The organism is Acinetobacter sp. 826659, from assembly GCF_000588515.1.
Taxonomy (GTDB): Bacteria; Pseudomonadota; Gammaproteobacteria; order Pseudomonadales; family Moraxellaceae; genus Acinetobacter; species Acinetobacter pittii.
The window spans coordinates 109,560-135,694 of the sequence record NZ_JFYD01000002.1; the positions used below are offsets into that span (position 1 = coordinate 109,560).

Below are 26,135 nucleotides of genomic sequence, written 5' to 3' on the forward strand. Positions count from 1 at the left end.
TAAGCCCCGTTTAAACCTATTCAAAGCCCTTAAAAATAAAAAAGCTCCCAATTTAGGGAGCTTTTTTTGAAAGCAGATTAAGAAACTTTATCGCCAGGTTTCGCACCGCTGTCTGGAGAAATAATGAAAATACCTTCACCATTTCCAGCAGCAAGTACCATGCCATTTGAAATACCAAAACGCATTTTACGTGGTGCAAGGTTAGCAACCATAACAACCAATTTACCTTTTAGGTCTTCTGGTGCGTATTGGCTACGAATGCCACTAAATACATTGCGTGGTTCAGCTTCACCAACATCTAATGTCAATTGAAGTAATTTATCTGAACCTTCAACTGTACCAGCTTCAAGTACTTGAGCAACACGCAAGTCAACTTTTAAGAAATCTTCAATACCGATAATTTCAGCTTCACCAACTGCTGGAGTAGGCGCTACTTTTTTCTCAGCTGCTTTGTCTTTTTTCACTGCCGCTTTTGTTGCTTCTGGAGCAGGAGCACCTAAAGACTCTTTAGAAGCATCAACCATAGCTGCAACAGCTTTTGGATCAACACGCTGCATAAGCGGTTGGAACTGCGCAATCTCATGGCTTACAAGAATTTGTTTGCGTGACTCGAAATCGAAGCTTTCAAGTTTTAAGAAATCTTGAACTTGTTGAGCTAAAGTTGGCAGAACTGGAGCTAAGTACACTGCGAGTTGACGGAATAAGTTGATACCCACAGAGCAGACGTCAAGAACTTGTTGCTCTTGACCTTCTTGTTTAGCAAGTGCCCAAGGCTTTTTCTCATCAATATATTGGTTTGCACGGTCAGCTAGCGCCATAATTTCACGGATCGCCGTAGAGAATTCACGTGCTTCATAAGCAGCCGCGATTGAATCACCTGCATCAATAAAACTTTGTACTAACTCAGTTTCTGCACAGTCAGCGGATAAAGTATTATTAAAGTTGCTATTGATGAACTTCGCACAGCGGCTAGCAATATTAACGACTTTACCGACTAAGTCTGAATTTACTTTCTGAACAAAGTCATCAAGGTTCAAGTCAGAGTCTTCGACTTTATCTGAAAGTTTAGAAGCAAAGTAATAGCGTAAATACTCTGGGTTTAAATGCTGTAAGTAAGTCTCGGCCTTAATGAAAGTACCACGTGACTTAGACATTTTTTGTCCATTTACAGTCAAGAAACCGTTTACAAAAAGACCAGTTGGAGTGCGATAGTTCGCACCTTCAAGCATTGCAGGCCAGAATAAAGCATGGAAATAAACAATGTCTTTCCCAATAAAATGATAAACATCGTTTTGGCTGTCTTTTTTCCAGAAATCATCAAAGTTTAAATCTGGGCGTTTAGTTTTGATGTAGTTTTCAAAACTAGACATATAACCAATTGGGGCATCTACCCATACGTAGAAATATTTATTTGGTGCATCTGGAATTTCAAAGCCAAAATATGGTGCATCACGAGAAATATCCCAGTCTGCTAAACCAGCTTCAAACCATTCATCTAGCTTGTTCGCAATTGAAAGAGGTAAACGACCTTCATCACGCGTCCATTTTTGTAAATATTCAGAGAAGTTTGGAAGCTTGAAGAAATAGTGGTCGGATGATTTTTCAACTGGTGTTGCACCACTTAAAGTCGAACGCGGGTTAAGTAGCTCAGTTGCATTGTAAGTTGTACCGCACACTTCACATGAGTCGCCGTATTGATCTTCTGACTTACATTTTGGGCATGTACCCTTAATGAAACGGTCAGATAAGAACATCCCTTTTTCTGGGTCAAATAACTGAGTTACGGGACGAACTGCAATATTTCCAGCTTCACGGTTTTTAATATAGATATCTGTTGAACGTGCTTTGTTTGCATCGCTATGCGTTGAATCGTAATGATCGAAATGTACGCCAAAACCGTCAAAATCACGGATGTGTTCTTTTTGAACATTCGCAATTTGCTCTTCTGGGCTAATACTATTTGCTTCGGCACGTAGCATAATTGCTGTACCGTGAGCATCATCCGCACATACATAAGTCACATCATGACCCATTGCTCGCATGGCACGAACCCAGATATCTGCCTGGATGTAACCGAGTAAATGACCCATATGAATTGGACCATTAGCATAAGGGAGGGCATTAGTGACTAAAATTTTACGCACGGATTTCATTCTCTCATTCGTATTTATAAGGTGGAAGATTTTAACTGATGCACGGAGATAAGCAAAGATTAATAATCTCCGGCTTGGCATAAGCGATTTCTATTAAAATGGATTTTGGTCAGACATGGTTTCTCTTTAGAACAGATAAACAAATCAAAAAATATTTGAATCTTCCTGTATTGTCTTTGTTTCAAATTGCAGTTACGGTCAGAAAATAAGCCATAACGATGTATAACTAATAACTTATTCAGGTAATTTTTTAATTAACTATGAGGATAACAACGATGACTACAGAAAATAAATTAGATGAATTAAAGGCAAAAGCGGTTGATGCAAAAGTACAAGGTGAAAAAGCTTTGGACGATTTAAAGGAAAATGTAAAAGAGAAGCAAGCTGCTGGTAAAGAAGCGGTTGAAGATAAGGTAGACCAATTAAAGGCAAAAGCAGCTGATGCGAAAGTACAAGGCGAAAAAGCTTTGGACGATTTAAAGGAAAATGTAAAAGAGAAACAAGCTTCTGGTAGAGAGGCTCTTGAAGAAAAAGCAACTGATTTAAAAGGTAAACTTGAGGATGCTCAGCATAGTCTACAAGATAAGTTTGATCACTTGCGTACAGAAGCAGCTCATAAACTTGACGATGCTAAAGCCAAAGCTGCGGAATTAAAGGAAGAGGCTGCTACAAAATTGGATGAGTTGAAAACGCAAGCAACGGCAAAACTTGATGAGTTGAAGAAAACTGCGACTGATAAACTCAATAAATTAAAGAACCATGATTCTGCTGAATAAGCTGATTTAAACTAAAATCTGCACTCCTTACCTAAAAGATGAGATCTGAAGTTAGTAATTATTCATCCCAAGGTGAGCGAGTGCGGAGCAATACTGTTACACTATCTCCATTAAGCTGTAATGATCTGTTTTTGGAGTAAACAATATGTCTTGGCTTTCTTCATTAAAGTCCGTTTTTTCACCCGCACAAGAGGTGAAAGAAGATGAAATCCAAACCGTACTCCAAAATTATTTATTACCGCATTCAAAAGATGCTTTAAAGGAGCGTATTAGTCAGCTTCAAGTTCAGGGTCGTGTATTACAACTTACGATTAATACATTTCCTGATGAAAAAGAGCATTTGCAGCAAATTCATGATGATTTAGCGGGTGCATTAGAAAAGTGCGGTATTGAAGAACTTAATTTACACGTGGTTCAACAAAAGCGCCCTACACAAGAAAGTTTAAATTTACCTCCTGTACTTGACGCCTCACCTAAATCAGAACCAGATCCAAATAATCCACCGATTCAAAAAGCCGCTCCGCAACAAAGAGATGTTCCACTTCACCCTCGCATTAAGAATGTTATTTTAGTTTCATCAGGAAAGGGTGGCGTTGGTAAATCGACAACTACGGTTAATTTAGCGCTTGCCTTGCAAAAGATGGGGCTTAAGGTTGGGGTTTTGGATGCTGATATTTATGGCCCAAGTATTCCGACAATGCTAGGGAACGCTGGCAAAACTCCACTTATTGAAAGTGAAAATTTTGTACCGTTAGATGCTTACGGTATGGCTGTACTTTCTATTGGTCATTTAACAGGTGATAACAACACACCTGTTGCATGGCGTGGACCAAAGGCAACAGGCGCTCTAATGCAACTGTTTAATCAAACACTTTGGCCTGATTTAGATGTACTCATGATTGATATGCCACCAGGTACTGGTGATATTCAGCTTACGCTTGCACAGCGTATTCCGGTTACAGGCTCCATCATTGTGACTACTCCACAAAATGTTGCCTTGCTTGATGCTACCAAAGGAATTGAGTTATTTAATAAAGTTGGTATTCCAGTATTAGGTGTCGTCGAAAACATGTCGACTCATATTTGCTCAAACTGTGGTCATGAAGAGCAAATTTTTGGTATCGGTGGTGGTGATAAGCTTTCCGAGCAATACCATATTCCATTGCTAGGCCGTTTGCCTCTAAATGCTCAAATACGTGAACATGCTGATCAGGGTAAACCGAGTGTTGTGGCAATGGATGATGCGGCTGATAGTTATATTGAGATTGCTAAAGCAGTCTGGCAGCAGATTGAAAAAATCCCTCAACGCACACGTGATGATAAGCGTATTTTCTAATTTATTAAAACCCGGCTTTAAGTCGGGTTTTTTATCATCTGATTAAAATAAAAAATTAAATTACTGAATCCTAATAACAAAGCTGAACTTGAAATTGGCATGTAGATTGCTACCTTACAATTTTTAAAAAGAAAGGTTAAAAAATGCAATTTAAGTATAGTTTGGGCGTAATCAGTTTATGTAGCGCTTTATTTTTAGTTGGATGTAACGATGACAACTCATCTGCTTCACAAACACCAACAGTTCAGGAACAAAAACAGAAGTTACAGCCGATCATTATTCAGGGGGCCTTACCCGTAGAGTCGGAAAGAATGGCTTCAAAGTTAGAGAATAAAACTGTTGAAACAGTAGGAGGATGGACGTTCTGGAAAGGAACCTATAATGGTTACCCAATGATTATTTCTAAAACTCGTATGGGTATGAGTAACTCTGCTGCAGCAACTGCTCTAGCGATTGAACGCTATAAACCAATTGCGATCATTAATCAGGGAACTTCAGGTGGACACGACCCTGATTTACATGTTTATGATATTGTTTTAGGAAAATATACAACCAATATTGGTGCATTTAGAACACCTAAACAGCCAGTGGGCGGTGGTTCAAACTCACTTACATGGGTTGAGGCTTTTGATGTTTTGCCAACTCAAGAATCAAATCCAGAACCGATTGCAATACGCAAATTTGAGGGTGACCAAGAGTTGTTAATGGCAGCGCATAAAGTCCGTTATGATAAAGGTGATGTGGTTGAAGGAACGATTGGTTCAGCAGATGTCTGGAATAATGAGCTAGACCGTATTCAATTTTTCCATCAGCGTTATGGTACTTCTGTTGAAGAAATGGAAGCGGCTTCTGTTGCACAAATCGCAAGCCAGTTTAATGTTCCTTTCCTAGGCATTCGAATCTTATCTAATAATATTACCAATAACGGAGCTTATGACCCTGGTACAGGAGAGGCTTGCCAAGAATATGTGCTTAATGTGGCCGAAGAATATATGAAATCAAAACTGCCAAAATAATGATTTAAACCTATGCAAGAAGAGTGAAGCTTTTATAAAACCTCTTCTTGCTTCTTTTGACGATGTCTACTTTTCCAATTTTTAACGACCATCCAGCGCCAGAAAATTTCTGTACATATATATAAAATGACAGCAAATACAAAAGCTTCTACAACAAGTCCAGTCATCAAGATTTTCGCGAGACTAAAATCAATGTGGCCATGGCCGAAATGAGTAATCCAACGAGAAATCTGATGTAATACACCCAGCAACATTTCTTTATTAATCATATGCACATGAAAAATGTGTGCACCAAACCAAAAACCGATATATAGAATAGGAACTAATGTAAGCGGGTTACTTAACCAAGCGAGCATCAAGCTAATTGGTAAATTTACTTCGAATAGTAATACAGCCATCACAATAAATACGCTGTGAAAAGGAATAGGCAGTAAACCAAAAAAAGTTCCGACAAAAACAGCTCGGGTAATTGATTTTCGATTGACATACCAAAGCACAGGATTAAGGGTTTTTTTACCAAAAATCCTTAGAAATTTCATATTTGAAACTTTCTCGGGGGAGGGAAGCCAAGATTGAAAAAAATGCTTTGCCATAATCATTAAGGGTAGTAAAGCGCGATGCTCTATATAAAAAATCAGAAACAATATATGAATTGAAACTTATTAAAAGCTTAAAATTTAAACTTACCAGTGCTATATATTTTTTATTATAAAGACTTTTGATGGAAAAATAGACTTAAAATAAAAATAGTTATGTTACTTAACTCAGAATCTATTTGAAAAGTATAACAACTGACCGTAAAGTTTTCTTCTCGACTTTATGTGATAATTTTGTAAATGTTTGTTTTTATATACTTTATTTTTATTTTGAAAATAACTTGAAATACTTTGTCTTACAATTACCTTTTGCCTTGTGACAGGATATCTATTAATCTGAGATGACTATATTGTGAGGTCATTCAATGATTTCATGGCTTTTTATTGGCTTAGTAGCCACAATTTTACTTACTCCAGGCCCAACCAATACTCTGCTCGCTTCTTCAGGAGTACAAGTGGGTTTAAGGAAGTCAGTAAAACTTATTCCAGCAGAAGTTTTGGGTTATGTAATCTCTATTTCTGCATGGGGAATGCTGATTGGAAAAGTGTCTAGCACACTACCAATGCTGCCGCCTATTCTAAAGCTATTGAGCGCTTGCTATATTATTTTCTTAGCCATCAAGTTATGGCATACGGCAAATCAAGAAGTTGAATTAAATCAGCCAACAATTCGTGCTCGTGAGTTATTCTGCGCCACTTTATTAAACCCAAAAGCATTACTGTTTGCCTCAGCAATTTTCCCAGTAGCTGCATGGAGTAATTTTCATATTTATTTAATTCATATGATGGCTTATTTAGCGCTTATTACCCCAATTGCATTGTTCTGGATTTTCTTGGGATCGGTTTTAGCATCTAAAAAAGTAGGTTGGTTAAATCAAACTAACTTGCAAAAAACTGCTTCACTTGTATTGGTCAGCTTTTCAATTCCAATTAGTTATTCTGCTTTACTGAACCTTTAAATGTACCGCTGAGCTATTCTTATTTGTTTGAGTAGCTTTGTGTTGTTTTCATAATTGGTTTTTTAAGTTAAAGTACGTCGAAATCAATGAATTTACCTTTTGGATAGAAAATACATGGCCATTAAGTCTGATCGTTGGATTCGCGAAATGAGCGAAAAACACGGCATGATTGAACCTTATGCAGAGAATCAAGTCCGTTTTGATGAAAATGGTGAAAAGTTGATTTCCTACGGGGTCTCTAGCTATGGTTATGATGTACGCTGTGCCCGTGAATTCAAGGTTTTTACAAACGTACATTCTGCAATTGTCGATCCAAAGAATTTTGATGACAAAAGTTTTATCGATATTGAGTCTGACGTTTGTATTATTCCGCCAAACTCATTTGCCCTAGCGCGTACAATTGAATATTTCCGTATTCCTCGCAATGTGTTGACTGTATGTCTAGGCAAGTCGACCTATGCTCGCTGCGGTATTATTGTAAATGTGACTCCATTAGAACCGGAATGGGAAGGTCACGTTACGTTAGAATTTTCAAATACGACAAATTTACCTGCACGTATTTATGCTGGGGAAGGCGTAGCACAAATGCTATTCTTTGAAAGTGATGAAGTATGTGAAACCTCTTATAAAGACCGTGGTGGTAAATACCAAGGTCAAACAGGTGTTACGCTTCCTAAAACTTAATGTTTCCTCGATGAAAAGATTTTAAAAAATAATGGGTCACTTAGGTGGCCCAATTTTATAAATAAAATTTTGTGAAAAGCGTTTATCGGAATTATGATAAACGACAGTTACCTTTTGTAAAAAATGATATAAAATGATCAATAAATAATTTGTTTTTTTGTTCTGCATCACAGAATTTAAAAGCAAATGTGGTTGATATAAGGCTCTCTTTGATAATTTTTAGTTAAATATTTATCAAATGCAGATAGGCCAAATAAAAAGAAATTAAACAGGATTATGCCCCCACGGATACGGAGGTCGGCCATGCGACAGTTTACGTCTCTTCATGTAGCTATATTAGCGCTTGGAAGCTTATGCTTTTCTTCGGCGCATGCTGCTTCTACATTAGTTCCTATGTCAGATGATGAATTATCAGCGACTCGAGGCCAAGCCTTGATGAGTATGTCTTATATTGCGCCTACGGATTCTGCAAACTTAGAAAAGCTCCGTAATAGCAATAGTAATATTGGTTTTTTCAAATTAGGTATGGAAGCTGAATTAGAAATTAACACCAATATTCGTAAACTACAGTTAGGCTGTGGCGGTGTTAATGGGGCAGGGGGCTGTGATATTGATATTGATAATCTCAGCTTAAGTGGTCAAAAATTTGACTCTAATGGTAACCCTTTGCCCATGTCAAGTGAAGACAGAGCTTCATCATCTGCTGTTTTAACAAATCCGTTCATAGAGTTTGCAATTAAAAATCCTAATTCTGCTTCGACTCGTGAGGTTGCTGGTCTAAGATTGAGTGCGGAGAAATTTATTGGGTTACTTACAGCTGGTACTGAAAATACGACTAGACCAAATGGTATTAATTCAATTTCGGGTTATATGCAGGTTCAATCCGATAGCAGTGGTTTAATTAAAGGTTATGCCACAACTTCGGCCACTCGAGATAATTTATATGGGGCAAACGCAGTTACAGGTCGTTTGCAAGCTTTAAGTGCAGGTAGCCTTGCTGAAGTTCAATTTATTACATCTAATGGGGGATTTAATATCCCTGGCATTCAAAATAACTATTTTGAGATTGCTCCGATTCAGGTCAATGGTAATCGTATCAGTTCTAAAGTCCTTTCTGCGCCGGTCAAAGTCCCTAATATTTATGTAGGACATAGTAGTTCTTATCCTGTAGATGGTACCGTGCAATATAATGCAGCAGGTCCCCATGACCCTACATACCCTGAACCGACTGGCATTTATACTCAAGGTGGTAAAGTTGAAGCTACTGTAACAGACTGCACTTTATTTGCTTGTTTAGTTGCTGGCCCAGGTAAAAAGTTTTCAAATGTATACATGAATGGTACGATTTCAAATATTACTGCGAATTTAAATTTAACACAGTCATTAGGTCTAATTCATAATTTACCTATCAACTCACCAATGTATTTAGCTCTGCAAAATCAGGCCTTGCAATGGCCTGGTGCGAAACCAGATGATATTGCTCAAAAAGGGTGGTGGATGTCTTTTGCACAACCAGTTAACGTCGGTAATATTATTCCTCAGGATGCGATTGATATTTCACCGTTATTTCCACAAATTTCAACTGCTGTTTCTGCATATTTACAATCTCATCCAGCGCAAACCTCAGATCTCGATGGCCTATTATTAGGAGCAGATTTAGATGTTAATATCGGTACTATTGATTTAAAAAATAGTCCGTTAACATTGAATTTAAATAATTTGCAGTTAACTAACCAAAACTTTAAAACTAACTGTCATGGTCCTAATTTGACATTTTGTTAAATCTTATGTGGATAGTTACACTAGTTTGCATTCATCGGAAAAGTAATTTTTTACATGCTTTTTTTTGCATTTGTGCAAATATTCTTCATAATAGAAATGTGGAAAAGTTGGCAATATCTTTTAGATTTGCTTCTTTGTCTAAGGTGAAAAGGAAAGATTCACCTGACCTCAAGGATTGTTAAAGAAAAATAAATATGGTGCACGGCATCGTATAAAACAGGAAGGTCAAGATGACTACACTTAATTATACGGTAAGGTTTCAAAAAACCGTTTTAGCAAGTTTAATCGGGCTTTGTATCAGTCAATCTAGTTTCGCGCTTGAAGAACTTTCTGATGCAGGTTTAAGTGAAACTACTGGTGAAGGTATTGCTATCTTGCCACAGAATACTTATATGGTATTTCGTGGCGCAGGTGCTAATGAAACACCAAATCAGATTTTAACTGATCGTACTAAAGATACTGGTTATATCAATTACGTACCTGTTGGTCCGTTAAGTATGACAGCCGCAGATACGAATAAAAATGGTTCAATTGATTCAGGTGATCGTGCAGTAGGTAAAGCCGATATTTTTCTTTATGGTTTAGCGCTTTCTAAATCTGATAATGATACTAATACAAGAATAGCCACTACTGATTCTGCCGCCACGATTTCAAGTTGGGGAACTGCTGTTAACCCATGGATTTTTAAAGTTGCTACAGAAAACTTAGTACCGAATTTTAGTGCGACAAATTGTAGTGGTGCAGCTGATCCAACTTGCCAAGTGACTAATTTAGCTCTAGAAGCACCTTTGTATGAGGTAGGAACAAAAGACGCTGCTGGTATAGATGCATATAAGCTAAAACTAGGCTTATGGACAGATATTTTTGTCCGAAATCCAAATAAAATAAATGGTGCTGCAGATCAATTTAATTATGGTGATTCAAATGGTTTAATTGGAACAAGTACAGATGCAAGTCGTGCAAACCGTCTTCGTTTACAAGGGATTTGGAATAACTTTAGTTTAAATGGTAGCCGTTTGCAGCTTTTCCAGACCCTAGGTGGAGCGACATCCGCGGGAGGAATGAGCCCTTTCTATAACGATACTTTAGGCTTTGCTGGAGTTATTCGTTTAAATAGTGGGGACGCCTCTAATTTAAGAGCAACGATTACTGCAAATACTCCTACCTCAACAGTTGGCCCATGGGTAAACCGTTACAGCACGCAATATACTGGCGCACCAAGTAATAATTCTCCAAGTTCAGACTGGTTATATCGTATTCGTAGCCAGACTACGACTGTTACATCAACAGGTTCATGGACCGCACCAACTGATAGTGCCATGAATAATGTATTACGTTTAAGTACACGTGAATCTGGTACTGGGCAGGGTAATTTAGTAACGCCTGCAATTAATGGCGGACTTGCTCCAACTTTTGATGCGAATGAAGGTTTGTATATTTATAATCCAAATATTAACCTTGTGTTAGGGTCTTTATATCAACCATTGGTTCTAAGCTCGGATGGCAAGAACTTTAGTTTAGAACTTGCGCGTATTCCAAATAAACCTGAAATTTATAAGAAAATCTATACAGACTATAGTGGGGCAGACAGTAGTTATTTAGGATCAACTTGTAATATTTATCAATGTGGTACGAATGTAACCTTAGGCGGTAAAACTTATCAAGGTTCTAGCGCAACACATAGTAGTATTTCATTTGGTTCAACTGTTTATAATGCTGCGACCAACACTTTAGAGGCTTTTAAAGGTAATAATACTCAAGATGCGGTCGGTATTTCATTTGGTAAGTTACCTACCGGTACTGTAGCAGCGCCAACGCAGACAAGAAACTTTTATCAATTACAAAATCAGGAACGTCGCGTAAATAGTTATACATGTAGTTTAATTTTTACTTGTTATGACTGGCAATACCGTACAGCAACAGGTTGGACTGGCAATGCGGGCTCAGGTTTACGATTTGATTCTCAAGGTGCGAACTGGGCTAATATAGATAGTACTGCTTATTATAACCCAACAGTAAATAATACAGGTTATACCTTAGCTGATGCAGGGAATGGAGCTCAGTTTGTTGTACCGAATGGTACTCCTTTACCTGATGCACTTTATAATAATGGACGTTGGACTACTACTACACCAAATGCAGATTTAAATACTTATAAATTATCAGGAGCACAAATCAGCTCTTCGATTAGTAATAACATGGGGTCTGCTGTCATTGACGGTGTTTTAATACAGCACTTGAAACTGACAACTAAAGGCCTATAAGAGGAGGAGAGTGATATGAAAAAAATAAGTACTTTAATCCTCGCTCTTTGTGCAACGGTCACTCATGCAGAGCTACAAACTTTAGACAATGAAGCATTACAGGCGATTAATGGTCAAGCTGGTGCTGATTTATCTTTAATGCTCAATTTAAACCAAACAGCTAACGGTGTATTTGACAATGGTAGTGGTGGTGTCTGTGAGAACGTAGAGTTTTGCCATATCGGCTTTGCAATTAATAAGCGTTTTGTACAAGCAGATGCAACGAAACCAAGTGGTTGGGCCGAAAATAGTGATAGTGGTAATAAACTTTGGCTCGTATTTAAAGGCGTACAAGGTACTTTAAATATTCAAAAGATGGGTTTGGATGGCGCTGATTTAAAGTATTTGGATAAAAATAATACTGAAATGATTAAGCCTGCGATTCAGCTTAGTTTTAGTGCGGCACAGCCAATTTTAATTCGTAACTTTGGTTTTAATGCTTTATCAATTGAGCAAGATAACTTTACCAGCTCAACAACAGCGCAAGGGTCGAGTGCAAATATGTATGATTATGCATATTTCAAAAAGCCAACTTATGCTGCCACTGCTAATAGTGCAAACCAGCAAGTTGCTACTGCAACACCATCGGCGTATGACCATGGACGTGAAACTGGTTTTATGGGCTTGATGATGAATGGAAATTTGGCTATCCAAGGAAAAGTCATGGTCTTTAGCTGTGATGGCAGCCATCCTCGTTGTTAAGGGCTAATGTAGATTTCAAAGGAACTGAAGTGATGAAAAAAAATAAAGAAAATCACAGCTCAAAGTTTATTTTAAACGCATTAACAACCAGCATGTTGTTAGTGAGCGGACATGTTTTTGCGTTAGAAGCTTTAACAGATGCTGACATGAGTGCTGTTAATGGACAAGATGGGATTTCGATTCAAACGACGTTTAATGAAATCAATATTGATAATGCTTACTGGGATGATCATGCAGGTACATCTAGTAGTGCAGATCAGGTCTTAAGAGCGCAAGCAGGCGGGATAAAAGTTCAAAAAAGTAATGCATCTAATCAGCCTTTAAGTACAAATTACCGTTTAGATGTAGGGAGTAACCCAACTACGGGTAAAACTGGACTCGACTTTTCTATGCAAAGCAGTCCATCACTTATTACCGTAAATAGCGTTAAAGTTTGTAATAGTTCAGCTACATGCTCGCCAACTTTAGGGCAGTTGGCTATTCAAACGACCTCTCCTTTAAATTTGGCACTTACAACCCAAGATGGCTTATTTAATGCAAATAGCCAGTCAAGCATGACGCTTGGTATTAATAATGCCAATATTTATTTAGGGCAATTAGATGCTCGTAGTCAGCTAAATCAGTTAATTTTAAGAAATTTTAACTTTAATTTTGTCGGTAAAGGAGCCATGCTGATTGACCCAATTCGTGGCGTGGTTTTACAGACAAATACTGGAACTAATGTCGCTGGTGTAGGACAAACCCCAAATAGTACCTATGGCTATGTTGATTTTAATCGTGTAGCAGATTCAGCTTCTGGTCTAACAGCAGGCACATATGTAGACAGTAGTGGAAAAGTAACTAATTCAGGCCTGAATATTGAGGTCATGTTAAGTTCTAATGTCGATAAAACTAACCCTTATGCTTTAGATGCAACCAATAGTCCCCAAAATGCGAAAGGCTTGATTCGTTTAGGTGCTAGCGGACGTATGGTAAATAGTTATTTACAAGTCCGTGGCATGGATGGTACGTCAGATACAACAATATTAGGTACAGCAAATACCGCTGCGGGTACGGGCTCAAGTAATAGTATTTTAGGTAATTCTGGAATTGCCTTTCGTATGAAAGGTGAATTCACTAAAGACAATGACTCAATGCTAGGCTCAGATGGCAAAGCAACCACTTTAGAAATTGGTGGAGCAGGTCTGAATGCCTATGGTTTCGAATTTGGTAATTTAACAGGTCTTAACTCAGCTACACGCGGTTATTTTGACAGCGGAAATATTTATTTAAATCTTGCTGATACAAAAACATTATTAATGCCAAACAACGCGACCTTAAATGCAATTCGTTTAGGGTCGGGTACTTTAACAACAGCTGCTGATTACCAACATAATATTCACCGTGATACGGTGACTAATCCGTTTAGCTTAATTCTTGCGATGCGTGGAGCAGAGTTTCAAGCATTTTCAAGACGCGGTCGTTTTACGACAAGTGCAAATGTTGCTGCTGCCAATCAGTTTGCAGATAATGGTGCAAATAATCAGTGGGGCTTAGCCTTACCTTTTTATAATTTAAATGCTAACGCTGCTGTATATGGTTTAGATGCACCAGCAAATAGTGCTTATTACTATACAAAAGATGCAAATGGTAAGCCTATTCGAAATGCTGTGGCTACATCTGGAACCACTTCGCGTTTAGGTTTTGGTATTGCTGCTGGAACTACGGGACGTGATGCGACTGGAACTAAAACAACCTCAATTTTATTAATTGATGGTTCTCCAAATGCTAATAATGGTGGTAGTCCTACTGATTATTACATGGGCTTACGTAATATCGATATGTTCCTAAAAGGCAATGGAAGTATTGGTTTAGAAAATGGCAGTCTTAATATTAGTTTAAAAGAGATGCTACTTGCTTTATCAACAGAAATTGCAGCAGGTTATTTACCAGGGGCTAAATATAAAACTTGTCCAGCGACGGGTTCATGTACTTCACCTATCGATAATTTTGCCAAAAATAATGATGTCTTATTTGGTCTAAAACTCCGTTTAGGTGGCGATCTTAACTTATCAATTGTGCCAAATAGTTCAATTGCAGATGGAAGTGCTTTAACTGTACTCGGCGATTTCACAGTGCCTGCGACAGCAACTGGAAATACGGTTCAAATTAGTGATCCGATTGATGGTTCTGCAATTGGTTTTGACAATATTACAGGAAAGCTAGCGTTTAATACCGCTTTGGTTGTGGGTAAAGATACAACAAGTGGTTTAGGTAAAGTTGGGGTAAATACAGCGGTTTATTTCAACCCTGATAAGAGTATTGACGGTGCATTACGTGTTAAAGATATTAATTTCTATCCGCCTTCAACAGGAGCGGGAGCACGTTTAGGTGAGCTTGCAATTACTGGTGGACGTTTAAATAGTAGCTTTAGTATTGTGCCTAGAAATGGGGCCTTTAACTAATAAATAAAAGTGACGATTATCGTCACTTTTTTATATAAATTTTATTTTAGTGTGATTGGATTTGCATTCGTCGGGTTATAGAGATAATTGCTTTGTACTTGAATATTATTCTGATAGTCTGAACAAATAATAAGCGTTTGTCTCTTAAGGATTAGAGCGACATGAAGAATAAAAATATAGGATATTGGCTGCTACTTGTCAGTAGTTCAAGTGTTTTTGCAATGCAACCTTTGGATGATCAAAGCCTTGCAGCAACGACGGGCCAAAATGGTTTAACTTTAGGAATTCAGGCCGATAAAGTTAAATTTAATCAAGTCGCACTTATTGATACTAACGGTATTGCTTCAACTTCTTATAACAGCAAGGCTGGTTTTATTATTGCTGGAAACTCTACTAATCCAGTTGCTGGTATAGAGTTTATTAAAGCCGCTGTATCGGGTAATCCTTCTTTTAATATTGCAATGGATACCGATGCTGGGGGTGGAAATCCTTTTTTAAATTTAGCTATATCTATGGGGAATGATGTAAACGGAATTCGACTTCTACCTTTTTCAGTTTATTTAGCCCCAAGTACATCTTTATCTAGTCCATCCGATTATGCATTAACAAGTTATGCACCAAAATCAATTTTTAGTTCGGGAACGACAGTAAATACGGGTGTAAAAGAAATCATTCGTTCTAGTGGAAATCTTGATATTAACTTTGTACAAACCAATAAACCCCGTTTAAACATTCAACTGGGTCATGCTGCCCAGTCCGTTATGGTTAAATTTGGTGGGGCAATTCAATCTATTTGTTCTGCTGCTACGGGTTGTCCAATTACTTTAGTGTCCGATAATACGGGTGCTACATTTGGGTTTAAGTTTGCAGGAACAAATACCTCAACTGGTTTTGTGTTAGATGGTTTTTATGCAGGAGTTGATCCAACTGGATTAACTTTTGGGAATACAGGCGCATCTAGTAAATTTGATGCTTCACTTAATAATGTCACTTTAGGGAATATGGGTACTCAAAATACAACAACGTTTAATAATTTACCTAATGGTTCTATGGGGAGTTTTGGTGTCACTGGTGTTTCTGTAACTGACTTTAAAATGAAAGTAAGCGGCTTTTAAAAAAGAATAATAGCTTAACCTGAAATACGAAAGAGGGTAGTTGTGAAAACAATCGCCCTCTTTTTTAAGGTTATAGCGAGTTAAATAGTATCTGATCTGGTATGTTCTAATTGTTGAACAATTTCATCTAAAGCTTTAATACGTTTCACTTGGTCCCATAATTCTTTCGCTTGAGGATAGGCTTTGGTCATCATGCCTAACCACTGCTTATAACGACCAACCATCCCAATTTCTGTTTTTGCTTGACCGTTTAAAAAGCGAATTTGTAAGTCAACGAGTTGTTCCCAACTAAATAATGCTTCATCCATATTTTGGCGAATGCATTGGGTTAAATCTGGAGTCGTTACCGCACCACGGCCAATCATTAAGTCTTCACAGCCAGATTGTTGCTGACAAGCTCTAGCATCAGCATTGGTCCAGATTTCACCGTTAGCAATCACATTAATTTTTAAAGCTTCTTTAATAGGTAGAATTTTTTCCCAATAAGCTGGTGGTGTATAGCCATCTGCTTTAGTTCGAGCGTGTACAGTTAACCAGCTTGCACCTGCATCTTCAACAGCGTGGGCATTTTCCATCGTATGGTTTTCATCAAGATAACCTAAACGCATTTTTGCTGAAACAGGAATGTGTGCAGGTACAGCATCTCTTACTGCTTTAATCAGCATATGTACCACGTCTGGCTCATCAAGAAGGACTGAACCACCACGATGTCGATTAACGGTTTTTGCAGGACAACCGAAATTAAGGTCGATTGCAGGTGCACCCAATTCAACAACTTTTGCTGCGTTTGCTGCCAGCATATCTGGATTATTACCTAGAAACTGAACATGAACAGGGGTACTGGCTGCTGTTTTACCATCATTTTTTAGTTCAGGACAAAAACTATAATAGATGTGGTCTGGCAAAATACTGTCTGTAACGCGAATAAATTCGGTCACACACCAGTCGAAATCACCAACAGATGTGAGTGTATCCCGCATGATCGGGTCAGTTAAACCTTCCATTGGAGCGAGTATGAGTTTCACAGTCTGTGTCACCTGAGTAAAACGAAAACAGCGTTATACGGGATATGCATAACGCTGTCTAGTATCGATTAAATTTTAATTTCTCTAGCGCCCTAAGATCATCTCAAGTACAAATTTACTGCCGATAAATCCGATTGCTAAAAGTACAAAACCTATTAAGGTAAAATGAATTGCTTTTTGACCTCTCCAACCAAGCTTGTAATGGCCGATCAGTAATGCACCATAGATAAACCAAGAAATAATACTAAATACGGTTTTATGAGCAAGATGCTGAGCAAAGAAGTTATCAATGGTTAAAAAACCAAATGTAAGCGCAATCGTTAATAAAATGAAACCAGTAATGATTAGGTCAAATAATAAAGATTCCATCGCCTGAATTGGCGGGAGTAAGTTGACCCAGAAACGTTTTTTTTGTTTCTTTTTGAGTTCACGATTTTGGAACCACATCAAGATCGCATGTATGGTTGCCATCAGTAAAACTGCATAGGCAGAAAGCGAAAGAATGATATGAGTATCAAGTCCTAACGAATGCTGTTCAATAAATTGATCTGGTCGACTAAAGGCAAATCCTAAAATAAGACCAATAGCTGCGACAGGAATGCCTAACAAGTTTAACGGCAAAATAGGGCGGAAAGTACTAAAAATTAAGCTTAACAATAACATAAGCCCCGATGTAAAAGACATCAGGTTAAATACATCGTAGTTAATTCCTGCTGGTGTAAGCATAGCATCGCATAAAACTGTGCCGTGCAGTACTAATGCCAAGATAGTAACAAAAGCAAATAACCATGAGTTTGGTTCACGTTTTGACATTAAACGAATAAACAGATACCAGAAAGAAGTGGTATATGCGATGAGTGCCAAAATTGTATAAACCAAGGGGAGGCTAATCATGTCAAACCTTTTTCAGGATTAATTCATCTATATAAGATATAAATTCGCTGCGAACTAAAGTATCCTATAGCATTCTATGCATAAATTTTCTATTTCGAGAAAGATTTTTTTGCAACTAGCCATTTTAAGCGGATTTTGCAATGTTTGATACCTTAACAGAACGACTCACACAGAGTTTAAGAAATGTTACTGGCTCAGGGCAGCTGACCGAAGACAATATTAAAGATACCTTACGTGAAGTACGTATGGCACTTCTTGAAGCCGATGTCGCGTTACCTGTAACTCGTGAATTTATCGCGAAAGTTAAGGAAGAGGCATTGGGCCAAGAAGTGATGACTCAGTTATCACCAGGCCAGGCATTTGTAAAAATTGTCTATGACGAACTCACCAAGATGATGGGTGAGGCGAATGAAACACTGGATTTAAGTGCGAAACCTCCTGTTGTAGTATTACTTGCTGGTTTACAAGGTGCAGGTAAAACAACAACTGCTGCCAAGCTGGCACGTTTCTTAAAAGAACGTCAAAAGAAAAAAGTAATGACTGTTTCTGCCGACGTTTACCGTCCGGCAGCAATTAAACAGTTAGAAACTGTTTCAAATGAAGTTGGCGCAGGCTTTATTCCTTCAGATCCTTCTGAAAAGCCAATTGATATTGTTAATCGTGCAATTGAACAGGCAAAAATCCAATTTGCCGATGTATTGATTGTCGATACAGCAGGCCGTCTACATGTCGATGCAGACATGATGGACGAAATTAAAGAATTGCATGCAGCAGTTAAGCCGACTGAAACCTTGTTTGTGGTTGATGCCATGACAGGTCAGGATGCTGCAAATACAGCAAAAGCATTTAATGATGCTTTAGCACTTACAGGTGTAATTCTTACTAAAACTGATGGTGATGCACGTGGTGGTGCTGCGCTTTCTGTGCGCGCCATTACTGGTAAGCCAATCAAGTTCTTAGGTATGGGTGAGAAGCTTGATGCTTTAGAACCATTCCATCCGGACCGTGTTGCTCAACGTATTTTAGGTATGGGTGACGTACTTTCTTTAGTCGAAGAAGTTGAACGCAAAATCGACAAAGAAAAAGCCGAAAAAATGGCGAAAAAATTGCAAAAAGGCGGTAGCTTCAACTTTGAAGATATGCTGATGCAATTTGAGCAAATGAAAAAAATGGGCGGCATGATGGGCTTCTTAGACAAGTTGCCTGGCATGAGCGGTGCAGGAATTCAGCAAGCGATTGAGCAAGCGAACCCTGAAAAGCAAGTCAAGAAGATGGAAGCTATTATCCAGTCAATGACTGTTAAAGAGCGCCGTAATCCAGACTTGATGAACCCAAGTCGTAAAAAACGTATTGCGGCAGGTTGTGGTATGGATGTTGCCGAAGTGAATAAACTTATCAAGCAACAAGCACAAATGGCCAAAATGATGAAGAAGTTTGCCAATCCATCTGGTATGAGCAAAATGATGCGTTCATTAGGCAATATGCAAAAACAATTTGGCGGCGGCGGTGGCGGAATGGGTCCACTGTTTGGTAACAACGACCAAAAGAAATAAACTTATAAAATAAAAGGCGCAGATAGCGCCTTTTATTTTATTGTGTGTTTTAGTCTTTAGGATAATGAGCAATATATTGTTGTAGTCCTTTGAGTAAAAGATCGGTTTCCACAACAGGCTCATATTTTTGTAAAAACTTGGCAAATAGTGTTGCATCGCCACCAGTTAGCAGCAGCTTTTTTGGAGATTGCTGCATAATATTTTCAATGGTACTAATCAGGCCTAATAAAATACCGTGATGTACTGCATCTACAGTGTTATTGCCCGGATTTAGGTTGTCAAAAGCTGAGTCTGGAATTTTAATACCCTTGGTATTTTGAATAAGAGCATCTCGCTGCAAATACAAATTAGGCAGGATGTAACCTCCTAAATGCTGTTTACCTTGAGTTAGGTCAATTGTGAGTGCTGTTCCGCAACCAATAATGCAATAGTTTTCATCTGCTTGAGCTACAGCTAACACTTGTAACCAGCGGTCAATCCCGAGCTGACTCGGAACTTCATAACCGCACTTTAACTCAGCATATTCAGCATGCACTTTGGCAAAAACAACAGGAATTTCAAGCCATTTTAAAATCTGCTGAATACGTTGATTGTTCTCGGTATCGAGTACTGAAGAAATTCCAATGCGATGCAGACCTTGATGTTTAAAGTGTTGAATTAACCCAAGTAATAAATCGGCAGGGGACTGTAAATGTAGCTCAGCTGCATGTTCAATAGTTTGCTGATTTTCAGTAATCCAATACTTTAAACGGGTGTTCCCGATATCAAGCCATAAACTTTTCATGGAAGAACACCTGTTTATTGATTCACTTGCGGTCTTAAGCGACCTTGATAAAACTGCTGTGGTTCTGGAGTTTCAAGAATTACTGCACCTTCATTGGAAATTCCAACGAAACGGCCATGTATCAGTCCTTGACTATGTTCAAACTGAACTAGCTGATTAATCCATGCAGCGTGGTGGTTAAAACGTCCTGCTAAATTGTAGCAGCCATGATCAAACCAGCGAGCAGCATTTTGAATTGCAACATAAAGCTCTGAAATTAACTCAAGACGACTCATTTGCTCTAGGCCTAAATTCTCTAAAGAGGTAATTGGCTGATCACTATCAGTCACGGGTGGTGTTTTTAAATTAATACCTACACCTACAATAGCCTGATGCTGAGACAGTGGTTCGACTAAAATTCCACCCCATTTACCCTGAGCACTGTATAAATCGTTTGGCCATTTCACTTGCAGATTCAGAGCTTGTAACTGGGGGATTTGCAAAATATTCAGAGCAACTTCAAGTGCTAAGCGACCATCTAAGGGTGTTCGAGTTTGCACCAATGTGCTTAAATAAATGTTTCCTTCAGGTGAAATCCATTGCCGTTGATGTTGACCTCGCCCTTGAGTTTGTTGAGCACTGCAAACCAAGCCCGTTGTAATGCCTTTTTGGGCAATTTCACGAATATCATCATTGGTCGAAGTTGTGGTTGCTTTTAATAAAACCACTTCTGGAAGCTGGTTTTTTGCGCTTAAAAGTTGTTGTAGTTGGCGAGTCTCTAAATCCATGTTGAATATGAGCAGAGTGGTAAAACATTTATGGAGTTAATCATATATTTACTCATTGGCGCAATTGCTGGTTTTACTGCCGGATTGTTTGGGGTTGGTGGTGGACTAATTATTGTACCAATCCTCTATGTGGTTTTTACCCAATTGCACTACGATCCCGCGGTAATCATGCATATTGCAGTCGGAACATCGCTTGCAACCATTATTGTGACGTCTTTTAGTTCTGTTTCAGCTCATCATAAAAAGGGTGCAGTACTTTGGCCTGTTTTTCGTAATTTAGCGCCTGGACTGGTGTTGGGCTCATTTTTAGGGGCGGGTATTGCCGACCTGATGTCTGGCCAGCATTTGCAACTTCTTATTGGTATTTTTGCGGTTGTGATGGCCTATCGGATGTTTAAAGGAGCACATGTAGTTGTTGATCCAACGCGTCAGCTCCCTTCAACCCCTATGCAATTCATGGCGGGGGGGGGGATTGGTATTGCCTCTGCAATTTTTGGAATTGGGGGAGGAAGTTTAACCGTTCCATATTTAAACCGTCATGGCGTGGTCATGCAAAAAGCAGTCGCGACTTCTGCCGCTTGCGGTTTACCAATTGCAGTTGCTGGAGCGATTGGCTTTATGTGGTTTGGTGCAAAAGAACAAATCTCAGTGCCTAACACGATTGGTTATGTACATATCTATGCGTTTATTGGCATTAGTGTCATGAGCTTTGTCACAGCGAAGTTTGGAGCAAAGGTTGCTCATGCGTTGTCGCCGCAGATGTTAAAAAAATGTTTTGCTTGCCTGTTAGTGGTGGTAGGCAGTTATTTTATTTATAAAGGCATTATGCACTAGAGACTAAAATCTTAAATTTATAAGACAGTGGTGTAAAAGCTTGAATTTTTAGGAATTCGAGCTTTTTTTATTCATAGAATATAAGAGCGCTCCAAGCTTTTATTCATCTGATTTTGGTGTTGTTTTTAAATGAGTTGGCTTAAAATGCAATAAAATTGTCAGACAATGACATAGTTTTTAATCGATGGGATCAGTTAAAAACAAGGATGCGAAAGAAAAGCATGGATTAATGCATATAAAAAGTAGCGGGTGATTTATGAATCTCGAAGACACAGAAAGTCTTTCTGAGCAAATTGTCAAATATATTAGCGAACAGATCATTAGTGGCGAGCTAGTAGAAGGCGAACGTATTCAAGAACTACGTATTGCCAAAGAACTTGACGTTAGCCGAGGATCAGTTCGTGAAGCATTGTTATTATTAGAGCGTACTCATTTAATTGAGATATTTCCACGCCGTGGGGCAATTGTTTCAGAAATGTCTGCACAACAAGTTAAAGCGTTGTTTGATACAAATATGATGTTATTGGGGCATATTGTACAACGCATGAGCGAAACATGGCGTGCGCATGAAGCAGATCAATTACAGTTGCTATTAGAGCAACTTCTTGAGCATGTCAAAGCAGGTGATATCGAAAAATTTTATGATGGGGTGTTCCAATATTTAGCTGAACAGCAAGATATGGTGGGTAATCCTTATCTAATGAAATTTTATAAAGAGTTATTACCTTCATTACGTCGTAGTTATTTTTTGACCTTAAATACCTCTAAGCGGGAACTACAAGAAGCATTTGCATTATTTAAACTCGTGACTGATGCAATTTTAATCCGAAAATCACAACAAGCCGCTTTATTTATGGAAGATTTTTGTCGACACTTACGTAACCTTGTGTTGGAATCGCTGACACGAATGAAACAGATTGAATTGGCTTGGGCAAGACGCTCACGCCGCTAGTTAGGGCATTATGCGTTTAAGCAGTTTAAAACTTTCCGGCTTTAAATCTTTTGCAGATAGTACAACCTTAAATTTTAAGGCTAACCGCACAGCAGTGGTTGGCCCAAATGGTTGTGGCAAATCCAATGTAATCGATGCAATCCGCTGGGTGATGGGTGAGTCAAACGCTCGTCAGCTCCGTGGTGGTAGCATGCAAGATGTTATTTTTACAGGGACTTCCAAACGTAAGCCCGTTGGTGTGGCCAGTGTTGAGCTACGCTTTGATAATACTTATGGAAAGTTGGGCGGATCGTATAATGCTTATAATGAGTTAGCTGTTCGCCGTCAGGTCACTCGTGAAGGTAAGTCAGAATATTTCTTGAATGGTACACGTTGTCGCCGCCGTGATATTACCGATATTTTCTTAGGAACAGGCTTAGGACCACGCTCATATGCGGTCATTGAGCAAGGCATGATTAACCGCTTGGTTGATGCCAAGCCTGAAGAAATGCGTGTGTTCATTGAGGAAGCCGCGGGTGTTTCTCGTTATCAGGCTCGTCGCCGTGAAACTTTGCAGCATCTTGAACATACAGAGCAAAACCTTTCACGCTTAGACGATATTGCACTAGAGTTAAAATCGCAGCTTAAAACGCTTAAGCGTCAGTCGGAAGCAGCGGTTCAATATAAAACTTTAGAAAGCCAGATTCGTACGCTCAAAATTGAAATTTTGTCTTTTCAGGCAGAGAAAAGTGTACGCCTACAAGAAGAATATACCGTTCAAATGAATGAATTGGGTGAAACCTTTAAATTGGTTCGCTCAGAATTAAGCACGATTGAACATGATTTAGAAGCAACCAGTGCTTTGTTTCAGCGACTTATTCAGCAATCTTCACCGCTACAACAAGAATGGCAACAAGCTGAAAAGAAACTATCTGAACTTAAAATGACTCTTGAACAAAAACAGAGTCTATACCAGCAAAATAGTACGACTCTCGTTCAGTTAGAGCAGCAAAGATTCCAAACTAAAGAACGTTTACAGCTTTCTGAATTGCAACTTGAAACACTGAATAATCAGCTAGAAGAACAAACAGAAGCTTTAGCTGGAGTTGAGTATACAGCGACGGAGGCTGAACAAAACTTTGCTGATTTACAGTCTCAGCAAAAACAAGCACAACAACAGTTTGAACAAATAAAAGCTCAGGTTGAAAAACAACAGCAGCAAAAAATGCAGATGTCAGCTCAAATTGAACAGTTGGGTAAAAATGTTCAGCGCATTGAGCAGCAAAAAGAAACATTGCAACATCAAGCAAACCAAATTCAATCGCATGTTCATGAAGATGAGCAGGGCGAGCTTGAGCAACTGCAACAGAAATTACTTGGCGAAATCGCGTCGCTTGAAACTGAAATTGAGCAACAATTACTGCATTTAGAGCAATCTCAACAGCAACATCAATCAAGTAAAAATCAGCAGCAAACGCTGAAAACAGAAATCCAAGTTTTATTATCAGAGCAGAAAAACCTAAGCCAGCTTGTTGCAAAGCAAAGTCCAAAACAACATCAAGATACGCTACGTTTAATGCAGGCTCTAGAGTTAACAGAGCAAGGTAAACCACATGCGCAGATTGTTGAGAAGTTTTTAGCAAAATGGTTACAAGCTCATATTCTTGAGACTGAACAAGTCTTTCAAGAAGGAGTTGCTCGCCAGCTAAAACCTTCAGAGCAAACAAGTAAATTTAAAGGTAACTTGGCTTGTTTAAATGAGTGGATTGCATCGCCACAGCTATCAATCTTTTCAAATGTAGCGATTGCACAAGATTTGACTCAAGCTTTAAATGAGCAAAAGCAGTTGCAACATGGCCAGTCTGTTTTGACTTTAGATGGCTATCATGTCGGGCAGGATTGGGTGATTGCCCTTATGTATGATGACGAAAGTCAAAGTGCACAAGGTATGCTGAGCCACCGTATTCGTCTAGATGAAATTGAACAAGCTCTTGAAAAGCAACAACCTCAATTACAAGCACTAGATGAAATTGTAGTTCAGCAAAAAGATGAATTAGCGCAATTACAGTCTGGTGTGCAGCACAAACAGCAAGTTGTGAAACAAAAACAAAAAGACTTGCAACAGCTTGATGTACAAATTGCCAAGCAACAAACCGCAGCACAAGCATTTTTATTGCAAAAACAGCAATTAAAAGATCAACTTGGTCAGTTAGATATGCAGCTTGAAGAAGATGCAATGCAAAAAGATGATCTTGAAATTGATTTGCATGCATTAGCAATTAAGCTCGAAACCATTTTACCTGACTATAAAACTTTGCAATTTCGGGTAGAAGAATTAACAGAGCAGTTAGACGAGCAGCAACAAGCCTTGCAACATCAGCAACAAGAACGTGAAATTTTACGCCGTAATAGCACGCAGACAACTCAACAGATTGAGTTGCTTGAAAAAGATATCTCATTCTTGCAAAGCCAATATCAGCAAATTAATGTTCAAATGGAGCAAGCGAAAAAGTTTGTTGACCCTATTCAATTAGAACTACCAAATCTTGAGTCAGAGTTTCAGCAACAATTTGCTCAAACTGAAAAGTTGCAAAAGAACTGGAATGAATGGCAGCTTGAACTCAATAGTGTGCAGGAAAAACAGCAGACTTTGACCGATCAGCGTCATCAATATCAACAAAAAGATGAGCAGCTCAGAGAACAACTTGAAGAGAAGCGTTTGGCATGGCAAGCGGCCAAGTCAGATCGTGAACATTACCAAGAGCAGCTCAAAGAGCTAAATGCCGAACTCCAAAAAGGCTTACAAATCGATTTAACTGAGCACCAGCAAAAACTGGAAAAAGTACAGAAACAGTTTGAAAAAATTGGAGCGGTTAACCTTGCCGCTTCACAAGAGTTTGAAGAAGTTTCTCAGCGTTTTGATGAGCTGAGTCACCAGATTCAAGATTTGGAAAATACGGTAGCTCAATTAAAAGATGCGATGAAAAGCATTGACCAAGAAACCCGTAAGCTGTTTATGACAACTTTTGATCAGATCAATCAGGAGTTGCAAAACCTGTTTCCAAAGGTTTTTAATGGTGGTGAGGCGAGTTTAAGTCTTGAAGATGACTGGCAATCTGGTGTTAAACTGATGGCAAGGCCACCGGGTAAGAAAAATAGTTCTCTAGCATTACTTTCTGGTGGAGAAAAGGCTTTAACAGCGTTAGCATTAGTATTTGCGATTTTTAGATTAAATCCGGCACCGTTTTGTGTACTAGATGAAGTGGACGCACCACTTGATGATGCGAATGTTCAGAGATATTGTAATTTGGTAAAAGAACTTTCTGAACATGTACAATTCATTTACATTACACATAATAAGCTGGCGATGACCATGGCAACTGATTTGTTGGGTGTGACCATGCCTGAACCGGGTACATCAAAATTAGTCACTGTCGATTTAGAACAGGCAAAAGAATACGGGTTAGTTTCGGAGTCATAG

Annotated in this window: 20 protein-coding genes; 14 read left to right on the forward strand and 6 right to left on the reverse strand. The window is 38.7% G+C overall.

Annotated elements, in window-relative coordinates; all coding sequences use genetic code 11:
• Positions 1–77 precede the first annotated feature (77 nt).
• Positions 78–2,144: a methionine--tRNA ligase gene (metG, locus tag J663_RS05015; RefSeq protein ID WP_033848727.1), complete on the reverse strand. Its 2,067-nt coding sequence runs from the start codon at positions 2,142–2,144 to the stop codon at positions 78–80.
• 284 nt (positions 2,145–2,428) lie between these two features.
• Between metG and J663_RS05020 the strand changes: the two genes are divergently transcribed.
• The 3 genes from J663_RS05020 to J663_RS05030 all read left to right on the forward strand — a co-directional run bounded on the left by J663_RS05020 (position 2,429) and on the right by J663_RS05030 (position 5,281).
• A complete protein-coding gene (locus tag J663_RS05020) occupies positions 2,429–2,929 on the forward strand; it encodes a hypothetical protein (RefSeq protein WP_033848232.1) in 501 nt (166 codons plus the stop codon).
• A 145-nt stretch (positions 2,930–3,074) separates the two neighbouring features.
• Entirely contained in the window at positions 3,075–4,265 is a 1,191-nt protein-coding gene (gene apbC / locus J663_RS05025; RefSeq protein ID WP_033848234.1) for an iron-sulfur cluster carrier protein ApbC, read from the forward strand.
• A 143-nt stretch (positions 4,266–4,408) separates the two neighbouring features.
• The gene (locus tag J663_RS05030) at positions 4,409–5,281 is read left to right on the forward strand and encodes a 5'-methylthioadenosine/S-adenosylhomocysteine nucleosidase (protein ID WP_033848236.1); all 873 of its coding nucleotides are present in this window, start codon (positions 4,409–4,411) and stop codon (positions 5,279–5,281) included.
• Positions 5,282–5,313: 32 nt separating this feature from the next.
• Here the strand turns inward: J663_RS05030 and J663_RS05035 are convergent, their stop codons facing one another.
• Positions 5,314–5,880, reverse strand: coding sequence for a DUF2062 domain-containing protein (locus J663_RS05035; RefSeq protein WP_017401861.1), 567 nt, complete (start codon positions 5,878–5,880; stop codon positions 5,314–5,316).
• Between the two features lie 362 nt (positions 5,881–6,242).
• On the opposite strand from J663_RS05035, the gene J663_RS05040 reads away from it, so the two are divergent.
• From J663_RS05040 to J663_RS05070, 7 genes are all read left to right on the forward strand, one after another.
• Positions 6,243–6,836 (forward strand): LysE family translocator, encoded by a 594-nt coding sequence (locus J663_RS05040; RefSeq protein ID WP_005071033.1) that lies wholly within the window; start codon positions 6,243–6,245, stop codon positions 6,834–6,836.
• A 114-nt stretch (positions 6,837–6,950) separates the two neighbouring features.
• Positions 6,951–7,520: a dCTP deaminase gene (gene dcd, locus J663_RS05045; protein WP_003653416.1), complete on the forward strand. Its 570-nt coding sequence runs from the start codon at positions 6,951–6,953 to the stop codon at positions 7,518–7,520.
• Positions 7,521–7,823: 303 nt separating this feature from the next.
• Positions 7,824–9,302, forward strand: coding sequence for a hypothetical protein (locus J663_RS05050; RefSeq protein ID WP_033848242.1), 1,479 nt, complete (start codon positions 7,824–7,826; stop codon positions 9,300–9,302).
• 230 nt (positions 9,303–9,532) lie between these two features.
• Positions 9,533–11,566 carry a hypothetical protein gene (locus J663_RS05055; protein WP_033848243.1) on the forward strand — a complete coding sequence of 678 codons (2,034 nt, stop codon included), beginning with the start codon at positions 9,533–9,535 and terminating at the stop codon, positions 11,564–11,566.
• Positions 11,567–11,581: 15 nt separating this feature from the next.
• A complete protein-coding gene (locus J663_RS05060; RefSeq protein ID WP_032012510.1) occupies positions 11,582–12,307 on the forward strand; it encodes a DUF6160 family protein in 726 nt (241 codons plus the stop codon).
• Positions 12,308–12,339: 32 nt separating this feature from the next.
• Positions 12,340–14,751 carry a DUF6160 family protein gene (locus J663_RS05065; protein ID WP_033848245.1) on the forward strand — a complete coding sequence of 804 codons (2,412 nt, stop codon included), beginning with the start codon at positions 12,340–12,342 and terminating at the stop codon, positions 14,749–14,751.
• Between the two features lie 161 nt (positions 14,752–14,912).
• Positions 14,913–15,866, forward strand: a complete 954-nt coding sequence (locus tag J663_RS05070; protein WP_033848247.1) for a DUF6160 family protein — start codon at positions 14,913–14,915, stop codon at positions 15,864–15,866.
• 80 nt (positions 15,867–15,946) lie between these two features.
• Here the strand turns inward: J663_RS05070 and J663_RS05075 are convergent, their stop codons facing one another.
• On the reverse strand, positions 15,947–16,891 hold the full coding sequence (locus J663_RS05075) for a tRNA dihydrouridine synthase (protein ID WP_068972712.1): 945 nt from the start codon (positions 16,889–16,891) through the stop codon (positions 15,947–15,949).
• Positions 16,892–16,975: 84 nt separating this feature from the next.
• Positions 16,976–17,785, reverse strand: coding sequence for a cytochrome C assembly family protein (locus J663_RS05080; protein WP_033848251.1), 810 nt, complete (start codon positions 17,783–17,785; stop codon positions 16,976–16,978).
• A 140-nt stretch (positions 17,786–17,925) separates the two neighbouring features.
• On the opposite strand from J663_RS05080, the gene ffh reads away from it, so the two are divergent.
• The gene (ffh, locus tag J663_RS05085) at positions 17,926–19,338 is read left to right on the forward strand and encodes a signal recognition particle protein (protein WP_002120334.1); all 1,413 of its coding nucleotides are present in this window, start codon (positions 17,926–17,928) and stop codon (positions 19,336–19,338) included.
• A 49-nt stretch (positions 19,339–19,387) separates the two neighbouring features.
• On the opposite strand, the gene J663_RS05090 is transcribed toward ffh, so the two are convergent.
• Both J663_RS05090 and J663_RS05095 read right to left on the reverse strand, forming a co-directional pair.
• Entirely contained in the window at positions 19,388–20,122 is a 735-nt protein-coding gene (locus tag J663_RS05090) for a pantothenate kinase (RefSeq protein WP_033848254.1), read from the reverse strand.
• A 14-nt stretch (positions 20,123–20,136) separates the two neighbouring features.
• The gene (locus tag J663_RS05095) at positions 20,137–20,889 is read right to left on the reverse strand and encodes a biotin--[acetyl-CoA-carboxylase] ligase (RefSeq protein ID WP_033848255.1); all 753 of its coding nucleotides are present in this window, start codon (positions 20,887–20,889) and stop codon (positions 20,137–20,139) included.
• Between the two features lie 30 nt (positions 20,890–20,919).
• On the opposite strand from J663_RS05095, the gene J663_RS05100 reads away from it, so the two are divergent.
• From J663_RS05100 to smc, 3 genes are all read left to right on the forward strand, one after another.
• Positions 20,920–21,723, forward strand: a complete 804-nt coding sequence (locus tag J663_RS05100) for a sulfite exporter TauE/SafE family protein (RefSeq protein ID WP_014205929.1) — start codon at positions 20,920–20,922, stop codon at positions 21,721–21,723.
• A gap of 256 nt (positions 21,724–21,979) precedes the next feature.
• Positions 21,980–22,675, forward strand: coding sequence for a GntR family transcriptional regulator (locus J663_RS05105; protein WP_002120391.1), 696 nt, complete (start codon positions 21,980–21,982; stop codon positions 22,673–22,675).
• Positions 22,676–22,685: 10 nt separating this feature from the next.
• Positions 22,686–26,135 carry a chromosome segregation protein SMC gene (smc, locus tag J663_RS05110; RefSeq protein WP_033848257.1) on the forward strand — a complete coding sequence of 1,150 codons (3,450 nt, stop codon included), beginning with the start codon at positions 22,686–22,688 and terminating at the stop codon, positions 26,133–26,135.